This window comes from Nannocystis sp. RBIL2, assembly GCF_026626745.1.
Lineage (GTDB): Bacteria > Myxococcota_A > Polyangia > Nannocystales > Nannocystaceae > Nannocystis.
In genome coordinates this window covers 2,215,001-2,226,707 of the sequence record NZ_JAPNJW010000001.1, presented here as the reverse complement: position 1 = coordinate 2,226,707, position 11,707 = coordinate 2,215,001, and the positions used below count along the sequence as shown (strand labels likewise).

The window sequence follows — 11,707 nt, the reverse complement described above, 5'->3', positions numbered from 1 at the left end:
CTGTCGCTCGCTCACAAACTGTCGCTCGCCCTTGCATCCTGTTTAGCATCTCGGGTCATCCGGTTGAAAAAATCGCTGTACGTAGTGTCTGGTGCGTTTGGCGCAGCAAATAATTTTGTCGTTAGTTTTGGATCATCGTTCGTTTGTCCGATAGTGAGGTGCCATGGCACTCGCCCTGGCGGCGCGGCTCTCGCTGAAGCCCGGAGACTGCCGCCCGCCTCGTGGAGCGACCGCAGAAGCGGTCAGGGCGCCTCATGCCAAAGTCGGCCCGTCGGCTGGTGCGATGCTGCGGTTATTCCTGATCCTGTCGCCGGAGAATGGGTGTGTCGCCGGGGTCCAAGTGCAGTCGCCAGCTTGCGCGTTTTAAGGTCCTGTTCCAAGCTGAAAGCAGGGGAAAATTCCATGATTCAAACGATGGTACCCGCTGTGATGATGTTGATTCATGCCCCGGGCGAGCTCGAAAGAGACGCGGAAGGAGAGGGCGAAACCGCGGGCTCAGTCGCAGATCGCAGCCCGAAAGGCGAGTCTGAACCTGAAGTCGCCGGCGAGCCCGGCAGCGCCGAACGTTCAGCAGAATCAGCAGAGGGCGGTGACAGGGCTTGTACGCCGCAATATCAGAAGTGCAACGAACCGACAAACCCCTGCTGTCCGGGGCTTATCTGCCTGATGGGATTTTATGGGACGCCTGCACTTTGTGTGCCTCCAATCGAGAGATCGATCGCTCGGTGAGTGCCTGGATGAACTGCGTATTTCGGCCATCGTGATAGGGGCAGTCCCGCAGGAATGTCGAAAGTAGGAATTTCTTGGCGGTGATCTCCGGGCTAATGCTGGGCTTCGATCTGTCGGCGGGGGATGCGACGCCGCTGCGGGCCAAGCACAGCGGCAAAGTCGGCTGCGACCGGTGGAACAAGTTCTGACCCATCCTCGCCGAAAGCCCCTCCGCTACCCAAATGCCGCGGATCTCCACCCGGAGGGGCTTTGGCGGGGAGGGCGACTTGCCACGGTTTGCCTCTGGGTGCCTCTGGTTGCCACAAATCTGCCCCTAAACCCGGACGATTTCGGGTAATCGTCCCGGCTGGCGATCCCCTGCAGTCGTCACGCTGGGCGGAGGGGCGGGGACACGTCCAGGCGGGTCGCAGGGCCGTCCCGGGCCACCTACGTGCCGCGGGCGGAGCCCCGAATTCGGTCGCGGGAGCGAGGTGCAGGCCGACGAGCGAACGCTGCACGCAGGCGGCCAGCGTGGGATCAACGTCGAGGTCGCCATGGGCGCTTACACCGGGATGCTCTGCGCGAAGTGGAACAAGTTCTCCGGGTCCCACTGGCGCTTGACTTTGACCAGGCGAGGGAAGTTCTCGCCGTAGTACGCCTGCGGCCAGTCCTCGATGTCGGTGTCGCAGTAATTGAGGTAGGCGCCTCCCGTCTGCCACGGCAGCATGGCCCGGCGAAAGCCCTCGACCCAGGCCATGGAGGTTTGGGCCTGGCTGGGGGTGGTCCAGTAGACCTGGTACTGCAGCGAGGCCATCGCGTGACGTCCGTGACGGGTGAAGTCGTGAGCCAGTGGGTCATCATCGACAGGCCTTCGGCCGGGATCGGTTTGAGGATGTACCCCGAGGTGTTCTTGAACGGCTGACCGGCCTGATGGATGTGCACTCGCCACATATTCCGGTCGGGCTTCACGCCGCCGAACCGGCGGACAGCTTCGATGTAGGGGAGCTCTTCGAGCATCAATTGCGGCGTACCGACGGCGAGCAGCGGTTCGAGGATCGACAGGAGGGCGCCCTTGTCGCCGACGTATTGCCCGAGCGACGCGATCATCCCCTTCTGCTCGACGTAATTCTGTAGGATGCTGACCAGGCGTCTGTCGGTGCCCGGCGCCCAGGCTTGCCACGCCGCGGTCACCGCCTGAATCTGCTCCCATGGCCACTGGATCCGATAAATGGCGACGGGTCCGATGGGTGCGGCCCGGAACGTGAACGAGGTGACGACTCCGAAGTTCCCGCCGCCGCCGCCGCGCAGCGCCCAGAACAGCTCGGAGTTCCGGGTCTCGCTGGCGAGCACGATGCCGCCCTTCGCGTCGACCATCTCCACCTCGACCAGGCTGTCGCAGGTCAAACCGCGGGAGCGCCCGAGCAGGCCGAAGCCTCCGCCGAGGGTCAGACCGGCGATGCCGACGGTCGGGCAGGAACCGCCGGGGATGGTGACGTTGCGGTGAGCGAGGGCCTCGTAGATGGGGAGCAGCTGGGCACCGGCGCCGATCTTCGCCAGCCCGGTGGCGTCGTCGTACTCGACGCTGTCGAGGCTGCTGACATCGATGACGATGCCGTTCTCGACCAGCGAGAAGCCCTCGTAGCTGTGCCTGCCGCTGCGCATGGCGGGGGGGACGCCGTTCGCTCGCGCCCACGCGACGGCGCTCTGCACGTCGAGAGGCTGCTGAGCGAATACGATGGCGCTGGGGCGGACGCCGATGCGCAGGTTGTAGTCGCGCCGCGCGGCGGCGTAGTCGGGGTCGCCGGGGTAGACGACGCGGCCGGTGAGATTTCTGTGGGTGAACATGCTGGTCTACTCCAACCGTGAAAGAAGTCGGAGATGGTGATGGGAAGGTCGGCCGCGAGGGCCCGCTGGTGGAGAAATCTGGCGACGGCGAGAGCGCGCCTAAGAAGTTCGAAGCGGGGATTCGGCCGGGCGGCTGGGTACGGGAGGGTCGAGGACCTGTCCGGGAGGCGGCGGGCGAGGCGGAGCGCGGGCCCCACGGAGGGCGCGGGTGACCGCGTCGGGGCCAATGGCGACTTCGAACACGCGCACCCGCCCGCCACACTCTCGGTAGATGGTGATGTCAATCCCAAACACGCGGGCGAGAAGCTTGGCCCAACCGATGCGACGCGGCCAGGACGGAGTCTCCGGAACGTCGTCCGACTTCACGCTCGTGAAGCCCGCGCCGGCGAACCCAAGCGCGAGCTGCTGCTCGGGGGCCGGTGTGTCGGGCACATCGGCGCCGCATTCTTCGCGCGACCACGCCGGCGTGCAGCGGGGCCACCGAGGCGAGGTCGTGCAGACCGTCGATGGCCTGCAGGCCGACGAGGACGGCGCCCCGCTCATCCTCGCCGGGGGCCAGGCCGCGCTCGAGCTCGGCGACACCATCGTCGTCACCGCGCGGCCGATGACCGCGGCCGGCTACGACCCGGAGACCCGGACCCCCGACACCTACCCGTTCGAGCTACGCGTCGAGCCGCTGCCCTGGGACCCCTCAAGACGGTCCATCACGGCGCTCCCGGCGATGTCCCCGCCCGCACCGGTGGGCGCGCCGGTGAAGTCGTGCGACGATATTGGTCACGCCCCCCGTCAAGCTCATCGGCCTCGATTTCGGCACCACCACCTCGAAGGCCCTCATCGTCGAGGCCCGCTACCGCAGCGATCCGCTCAGCGGCCGCCCGGAGATCCAAGAGCTCGGCGCTCCCTATCGTTCGGACATCGTCTTTACCCCGTTCATCGGCGATCGTATCGACGACGCGCGCATCCGGACGCTGCTCGACGGCTGGCTCGCGGCCGCCTCGGCTCGCCCCGAAGACATCGCCGGCGGCGGCGCGATCATCACGGGCCTGTGCGCGCGTCGGAGCAACGCCGCCGATCTCGCCGCGCTGATCCGCGCCCGCATCGGCGGCGCCGTGATCGCCACCGCCGACGACCCCGGCCTCGAGGCATTCTTGGCGTTCATGGGCAGCGCCGCCGCCCTCTCGCGCGCCCGTCCCGGCGTGCCGTTATTGAACCTCGACATCGGCGGCGGCACGAGCAACCTCGCCCTGGGCGTCGACGGCGAGGTGCTGCAGGTCGGCTGTCTCTTCGTCGGCGCGCGGCACATCGAGGTGGAGCCCGGCAGCTATCGCATCACGGCGCTATCCGGGCACGCGCTCCGCCTGCTCGCCGGGCTCGGGATCTCCGCGCGCCCGGGTGATAGGCTCGCCCCGGAGCAGGTCGCGGCGGTGCTCGCGTTTTATATCGAGCTCCTGGAGGCCGCCGTCACCGGGCGTGAGGCCCCGTTTCAAAGCGAGCTCGGCCGGTCTCACGTCGATATACCCTTTCATCTGGCCCCGGCTCCGGCCCCGGATCTGGCGCCGCCCTGGCTGAGCCTCTCAGGGGGCGTGGGCGAGCTGGTATATCAACGCCTCCAGGGTCATGCCTCACCGGCGACCACCACGTTCGGCGACCTGGGCATCGACCTGGCCGCGAGGATCCTGGCCTCGCCCGTGCTCTCCGCGCGCCTGCTCGTGCCCGAGGGCGGAGGCCGCGCGACCTCGTATGGCCTGTTGCGAAGCCTGACGCGCCTGTCCGGCTCGACGCTCTATTTGCCGCAACCCGAGCTGCTCCCCCTCTCCGACCTGGCTATCTTCGGCCGAATCTCCGCCACATCCACCGACGAGCAGATCCACGCCGCCCTCGCGCTCGTGCGTCGCAGCGCGCGCGGAGGCTGCCTCACCGTCTCGCTCGCTGGACGCGCACCCGGGGCCGTGAAGGCGCTCGGCGGCCGCATCGGCCAGGCTCTGCAAGACCTCGATTTTCCGGCCTCGCTCCCGCTGGTATTGCTCGTACCCGACAATGTGGGCAAGGCGCTCGGCGCCTACATCACCGGCTGGGGGCGCCTGCCCGTCACCTTGATCGTGCTCGACGAGCTCGCCCCAAAAACCGCCCGCTTCGTACAGATCGGCCGCATGGTCGAGCAGGTCGTGCCAGTCTCGTTCCACGGGATGGGCCAGGCAGAGGAGGCATCATGAAGGACCTGAGACCCCTGTCCGAGATCCCGGCGCCCGCGCCCCGGCCGGACGAACTTTATACCATCGACGTATTTGGCGAGCAGGTCGCATTCCGGGGTCTCAAGCGCCTGCTCGGCGCCGCCGACCACAGCAAGGCTGGCGAGCGTCACGCGGGCCTCGCCGCCGCGACCGAGCGCGAGCGTGAGGCGGCCCGCTGCACGCTCGCCTCGCTCACCCTCCAGCACCTTTTCGATCGACCCCTGACCACCGCGGCGGGGCAGATCGACGAGGTGATGCGCGTCAACTACGACATCGACCTCGAGGTGTTCGCCGAGATCGCCGACCTCACCCTGGGCGAGCTGAAGAATCGCCTGCTGCGCGCCAACGGCCGCGAGCTCCTGCGCATCGGCGCCGGCCTCACGGGGGTGATGGCGGCCGCCCTCTGCAAGCTGTGCGACGTGCACGAGCTGGTATTGCTCGCCAGTCGCATCTCCTGCCCGACCAGAGCCCGCACCCGCCTCGGCGCGCCCGGCACTCTCTCGTCGCGCCTCCAGCCCAATCACCCGACCGACGACCTGCGGGGCGTCACGCTACTCGTATACTGGGGCCTCTCCATCGGCGCCGGTGATGCATTGCTGGGCATCAACCCGGCCATCGACACCGTCGAGAACGTCAGCGCATTGCTCCACCACCTCGACCGGCTGCGCCGCAAGACCGGCGCACCCACGCAGATCTGCGTGCTCGCCCACGTCAAGACCCAGCTCGCCTGCCTCGAGCGCGGCGCCCCGGTGGAGGTCCTTTTCCAGAGCCTCGCCGGCACCGAGACGACCCTGCGCGACGAATTCGACGTCAGCGTCGACCTGCTCGATCGGGCCTATCGCACGATGGCCGAGAGGGGCGCTCTGAAGGGCGAGGCCGAGCAATTCATGTACTTCGAGACCGGTCAGGGCAGCGAGCTCACGTACGGCAAGCACGAGGGCATCGACATGACCACCACCGAGGCCCTCTGCTACGGCCTCTGCCGGCGCTGGGACCCCTTCATGGTCAACAACGTCACCGGCTTCATCGGCCCGGAGACCCACCTCGATAACTTCGAGATGATCGTCTCCAACCTCCAGGACCACTTCATGGGCAAGCTGCTCGGCCTGCCGATGGGCATGGCGCCCTGTTATACCCTGCACTCGAAGATTTCGATCGAGGGCCAGCAGATCGCCACCCAGCTGCTCACCGCGGCCGGCGCCAACTATTACATGGACGTCTGTCTCGGCACCGACCGAATGCTCGCCTACTTCGACACCAGCGGCCACGACGATCAGACCCTGCGCGAGATCCACGGCAAGCTGCCCGGCGCCGAGCTGCTCGCATGGGCGCTGGCGATGCACATCTTCGCACGCGACGAGCACGGCGCGATCGTTCGTGGCCCGCGCTGGGGCGATGTGCGGCGCTTCTGCGACTCCGACGCCGAGCTCGCGGAGCTGATCAAAGCCACGCCTGCGGTCCATGGCTTCGCCACCGCCGGGCCCCGGCCCGCCGACGAGGTGAGCCGCGTCGTGCGGCTGCATCAGGCCGCGGCGCGGGAGGCCGTCGCCTGCGAGCTCGGCGAGGACCAACTCCAGGCGATCACGCCGCTACGGTCATTGCACACCGCCGCATCGAGTAAAGACGCCCACCTCGGCGATCCTTCGCTCGGCGCACGCCTGTCCGCCGCCAGCCTGGCCGCGCTAGAAACCGAGCCGGCCACGGTGCAGATCCTGATCTCGGACGGGCTCAGCGCCGAGGCCGTGCACCATAACCTGCCCGCGCTGCTGCCGATTTTAATCGATGGCCTCGCCGCCTGCGCGATGCCGGTCGGCGTGCCCCTGCTCGCACGTTATGGTCGGGTGAAGCTCGCCGAGCCGGTCGCCGAGCGGCTCGGCGCCCGGGTGGTGATTCACCTCATCGGCGAGCGCCCCGGCGGCGACGCGCTCGCCTCGTGCAGTCTATCCGCATACCTGCTCTATCGCCGCGAAGACGGAGAGCCCGGCCCGCGCCACGAATACACAGTGATCTCGAACATCCACGAGGGCGGGCTGCCGCCGCTCGAGGCCGGCGCCGTTCTCGTCGAGAAGGTGCGCCAGATCCTCGAGCACCGCGCCGCGGGCAACCGACTCGAGTCGCTCGTCGACCCCTGAATTCTCCCCAGTCGCGGTCCCCCTCCGGCCGGGCGCCGGTGTACCCTGGGCGCCCTATCTTTACCTCGATCCTTCGCCTGCCCTTATCTTCACCTCGCCGGACGCTCACCGTCGACGCTCCTGTGCTCGTCTCCTGCGGTGATTTGGACGCCGCAACCGCCACCGACGGCCAGAGCTTCACAACCATGGCGTCGAGCAACTGCGCCTGCTGCCCGACTCGGGCGACGCCGTCGGGTACAAGCTCGAGCCGAGCCGCTGGGCCGAGACGATCCGCGGCGTACTGGCGAGTTGTCGGAGCCTGCTCCTGTGCGGCCTTCTCCTGCGAGCCGAGCGGAGTACGCGGCGAAGGTGGGATCCATCCGGGGACGCTGGCGGGGTGGAAGTCGAAGCTGGGCCGGCGCCACGCGTCGCAGAGGATGTTCGCGCGATGCCGCGTCGTGCAGGGCCGGGATCGTCCGCAGCAGGCCGACCACCAGCCGGCGAACGCGTCGCCTCCGCCGTTTCGCGGAGTTGTCCGGGCGCTTTACGCCCGGCAGAAAGCCGATGCGGCAGCAACCAAAGTCGTGCCAATGTGTGCTGGCTCGAAATGGCAATACCAGGCCGCGCGCACCGTGGCCGGCGGCCGACGGCAGGAAGCTGATGCGGCAGGGAGCCAAGTGGTGGGCCTCGGCCTGCGAAGCCCGGGACTCGTCGAGCTCTGTTATGGGCCCGACGCCAGCGCGTCGAGGCGGGCCTGCGTCTGCGCCGTGTCCGGATGCGACGCGCCGAGCGTACGGCGGCGGATCTCGAGCGCGCGCACCAGCAGCGAGCGCGCCGCGGGCAGCTCGCCGGCCTCGGCGCGCAAAGCCGCCAAGTGGCCGACCACCGTGGCCACGCCGAGGTGATCGGGACCGAGGGTCGCCTCCGCCAACGCCAGCGCTCGCTCGAGCTCGCAGCTCGCCGCCTCGCGGTCGCCGCGGCGGGCGTGGACCAGGCCGAGGGCCGTGCGCAGGCGGACCTCGATCGGGTCGCCGGTGTCGCGGCCGAGCGCGTTGAGGGCCAGCGCGCCCCAGCGCAGCGCCTCGTCAGTGCGGCCCTGGCCGTAGCCGATCGCCACCACCAGCTCGGTCCGCGCCCGCACCAGTGCGGACGGGTTGTTGCCGCGCTCGGCCGTCAGCGCCGCCGAGAACAGCGTCGCCTCGGCGGTAGCGAACTCGCCGGCTTGCGACTGCAACGAGCCGAGCAGCACCAGCGCCTCGGCGGTCGTGAAGTCGTGGCCGAGCAACTCGGCCTGGGTCGCCGCCTCGCGGGCGCGGGGCAGTGCGCGCGCGACCTCGCCAGCCTTGAGCAGCGCGGCGATCTCGTCGAGGCGGCCGGCGAGCGCCTGCACCTGCACGGCCACCGCCGGGTCGCTCGGTGCGATTTGCAGCGCCAGCTCGGGCCGCTCGCGGCAGGTCGCCAGAGGTCGCAGCCGGACCGCCGCCTTGACCGCGTTGCCGAGCACGCCCTCGGCGTCCTCGGTGAACGCGACCACCAGCGCCCGCAGCTCGCCGAGGCTGCGGTCGAGGCAGGCCAGCTCGAGGTGCGCCTGTTCTTTGGGACCTGTCCTTTCGGCGTCGTTGGCCGCCCGGCAGGCCGCCTCGCGCGCCTCGACCCACTCGCCGGCGTAGGCGTCGAGGCGGGCCGCCACCTGCGACCAGGCCTCGACGGCCTCGGGCTTGCCGGTGGCCAGAAACGCCTGGCGTACCGCCGCCCGCCGACCCTCGCCCCAGATCTTGGCCGCCTCCGAACCTGCTCCTGCACACAGGTCTTCTTGGACATGTTCTGCGCGCCAGGCCCATCCGACCAGCCCGGCCGCCAGCGCCGCGCCGACTGCCCATAGCGCGGCCCCGCGGCGCCGGCTCGCCCGCTCGAGCGCCGCCAGCAGCGCCGCCATGTCGGGCCAGCGGCGGGCTGGCTCGACCTGCAGGCCGCGCAGGAGGATCCGCCGCAGCGCCGCCGGCACGCGCGCGCCCTCCGGCGGCGGCGCTATCGTCCCGGCCAGCGCGCGGCTGCGCAGCTCCTCCGCGGTCGCGCCGACGAATGGCCGCTGGCCGTGCAGCGCCTCCCACAGCGCGACGCAGAAGCTGAACTGATCGGAGCGGGCGTCGACCGCGGTGCCGCGGTGCTGCTCGGGCGACATGTAGGGCAGCGAGCCGACCAGCGCGCCCGTCGCGGTCGAGCTGCCCCCGAGAACCTGTCCTGACGACAATGTCCCGCGGGCCATGGAAGCGACCGCCTCGGCCGCCGCGTGGGCCAGGCCGAAGTCGGCCACCCGGGCGCGGCCATCATCGCCGACGAGCACGTTGTCCGGCTTGAAGTCGCGGTGGATGAGCCCGGCCTGGTGGGCCGCCCGCAGCCCGCGGCCGGCCTGGATGAACACCTCGATCACCTCGCGCCAGCGGCGGGGCCCCTCGCCGAGCCACTGCGTCAGCGTGGTCCCGGCCACGAGCTCCATGACAATGAACACCTGCTCGCCGTAGGTTCCTGCCTCATAGACCGTGACTGCGTGTGGACTGGAGATCTGCGCCATCGCCTGCGCCTCGCGCAGCAGGCGGTCGCGGCCCGCGCTGCCGACCCCGACGCGGTCGGGCCGGACCAGCTTGATCGCCACCTTGCGCCCGAGCTCCGGGTCGAGGCCGGCGTAGACCACGCCCATCCCGCCGGCTCCGATCCGCTCGCCCACGAGGTAGCGGCCGAGTCGCAGCGCTGGTGCCGGCTCGCCGAGGAGCCGCCCGCGGACCTCAGCGAACAGGCGCTGGAACTCGAGCGGTCGTTCGCCCACACGAGCATCAACGTCGTGATGTTCGGCCCGGTCTGGACACCCATAGCGCGAGGACTCAAGACCATGCCTACTACGCGACGACCCGGCGACGGCGAGCGAGGCCGCCCTTCCTGGCCCACGCCGGGGTGGCGGCGTTTCCGCCGCGTTTCCACCGACACCCGTTTCCAGCCCGGGTGTCGGCTTGCGGCGGCTCATGGCGGCAAAGCGAAACCCTCGCAGACGACCGTTCCGAGCCAGAAAACGCGGGAACCGGGGTTGGGGGGTCGTCTGCGAGGGTCGCGCAGAACTCGGTCATGGAGTTCGTCGCCGGGACCACCTCGACCCAGTGGCTGGGCGAGGTGCCGCGGCGCTGGCGAGAGGTGGAGGTGTTCTCCCAGGCTGGCCGCGGCTTGTGGGCCGCGCATCAGGCCGGGCTCATTCACCGTGACTTCAAGCCCGACAACGTGCTCGTCGGCGACGACGGCCGCGCCCGCGTCGCCGACTTCGGCCTGGCCTACGCCGTCGCGGGCCTCGCCGGCGCAGCCGCGGATGTCCTTGCCTTCAGGACATGTCCTCGGGGCCAGCTCGACCGTGACCGGCGCGCTGGTCGGCTCACTTCCTTATATGTCCCCCGAGCAGCACCGGGGCGCGAAGGTCGACGCCCGCAGCGACCAGTTCAGCTTCTGCGTCGCCTTGTGGGAGGCGCTCCACGGTCAGCGGCCGTTCGTCGGCGCTTCTCCCGAGGAGCTGCGCAGTCGGACCCTGGCCAGCGAGATCGCGCCGCCGCCCGAGGGGGCGCGGGTGCCGGCAGCGCTGTGGCGAATCATGCTGCGCGGGCTGCAGGTCGACCCGGCCCGCCGCTGGCCCGACATGGCCGCCTTGCTGCGGCGCTCGAGCGTGTCGGGCGCGGCCGCGGGCGGGCAGGGCTGTGGGCCGCCGGAGCGGCGCTGGCCGTGGGTCTGGTCGGGCCCTGGCGCTCGGAACATGTTCAAGAGGACATGTGCGCAGGCGCAGGCTCGGAGATCGCGTCGGTGTGGGGGGAGGGCCGGCGGGCAGCGGTGCGACAGGCGTTTCTGGCGACTGGGCGGGCGGAGGCGGGCGAGGCGTGGTCGCAGGTGGCCTCCCGCCTCGACGCCTACGCCGAGGAGTGGGCCGAGGCGCGCGAGGCGGCCTGCTGCGCAGCGAACGAGGCTGAAGGGACAGGTACGAGGGAGTAGATGCACCTCGAGCTCGCGTGCCTCGACCGCGGCCTCGGCGAGCTGCGGGCGCTGGTGGTCGCGTTCACGGAGGACGCCGAGGGCGTGCTCGCCAACGCGGTCAAGGCCGCGGTCAAGCTGCGGCCGCTGGCGGTCTGCCGCGAGCGCCCCGAGCTGGCGCTGCAGATCGCGCCGAGCGACCCGGCAGTGGCGGTCCAGGTCCAGGCGCTGGGCAGCCGCCTCGACGAGATCGCGGCGCTGCTGAAGGCAGGGGAAGTCGAGCGGGCGCTGCCGCGGGCCCGCGAAGCGGCGACCCAGGCCGAACTGCTGGGCCACGAGTTCACCACCGCCGAGGCGCTGGTGCTGCTCGGCTCGCTGCAGTCCCATGCCGGCGACTTCGCGGCAGCCGAGGCGACGCTGTTCGCGGCGGCGCTGACGGCCGAGCGCGGCAACAACCTGTCGACGCTCGTGCGGGCGCGGACCGAGCTCGTGGTGACGATCGGCTACGGCCAGGGTCGCTGCGAGGAAGCGCTGCGCTGGGGCGCTCTGGCGCTCAACGCGCTCGGCCGCGACACCGGCGATCCGATGGAAGTCCGCCTGCGCACGGCCATGGGGTTAGTTCAGGCTCGCCGTGGCGACCGCGAGGCGGCTGTGAACGAGCTCGAGCGGGCCCTCGCCCTCGCCGAGGCGACCCTCGGTCCCGACCATCTCGGCGTGGCCACCGTCGTCGGCCACCTTGCGGCCCTGCGAGTGGAGGCAGGGGAGCTGGATGCGGCGCGTTCGCTGTTGGTCCGCGCGCTCGAGATTCGCCGG

7 protein-coding genes (1 of these 7 only partly in view) are annotated in these 11,707 nt (G+C 70.1%); 4 read left to right on the top strand and 3 right to left on the bottom strand.

The genetic code is table 11. The features are described from left to right. Positions 1 to 1,245 precede the first annotated feature (1,245 nt). Positions 1,246 to 2,553, bottom strand: coding sequence for an FAD-binding oxidoreductase (locus OV090_RS08720; protein WP_267703065.1), 1,308 nt, complete (start codon positions 2,551 to 2,553; stop codon positions 1,246 to 1,248). Between the two features lie 770 nt (positions 2,554 to 3,323). Here OV090_RS08720 and OV090_RS08715 point away from each other — a divergent pair. Then, positions 3,324 to 4,766, top strand: a complete 1,443-nt coding sequence (locus OV090_RS08715) for an ethanolamine ammonia-lyase reactivating factor EutA (protein ID WP_267703063.1) — start codon at positions 3,324 to 3,326, stop codon at positions 4,764 to 4,766. Further along, entirely contained in the window at positions 4,763 to 6,916 is a 2,154-nt protein-coding gene (gene eutB, locus OV090_RS08710; RefSeq protein ID WP_267703062.1) for an ethanolamine ammonia-lyase subunit EutB, read from the top strand. Before OV090_RS08715 ends, eutB begins: the two co-directional genes overlap by 4 nt. A 700-nt stretch (positions 6,917 to 7,616) precedes the next feature. Here eutB and OV090_RS08705 read toward each other — a convergent pair. Next, positions 7,617 to 9,719, bottom strand: coding sequence for a serine/threonine-protein kinase (locus OV090_RS08705; RefSeq protein WP_267703061.1), 2,103 nt, complete (start codon positions 9,717 to 9,719; stop codon positions 7,617 to 7,619). 692 nt (positions 9,720 to 10,411) lie between these two features. Next, entirely contained in the window at positions 10,412 to 10,684 is a 273-nt protein-coding gene (locus OV090_RS08700; RefSeq protein WP_267703060.1) for a hypothetical protein, read from the bottom strand. 12 nt (positions 10,685 to 10,696) lie between these two features. Here OV090_RS08700 and OV090_RS08695 point away from each other — a divergent pair, with 12 nt between their 5' ends. Further along, positions 10,697 to 10,915, top strand: coding sequence for a hypothetical protein (locus OV090_RS08695; RefSeq protein ID WP_267703059.1), 219 nt, complete (start codon positions 10,697 to 10,699; stop codon positions 10,913 to 10,915). Then, positions 10,916 to 11,707: the 5' portion of a tetratricopeptide repeat protein gene (locus OV090_RS08690; RefSeq protein WP_267703058.1), read on the top strand. The gene runs 72 nt beyond the window's last position; the window shows 792 of its 864 coding nt (coding positions 1-792); the start codon lies at positions 10,916 to 10,918; its stop codon lies off the right edge, out of view.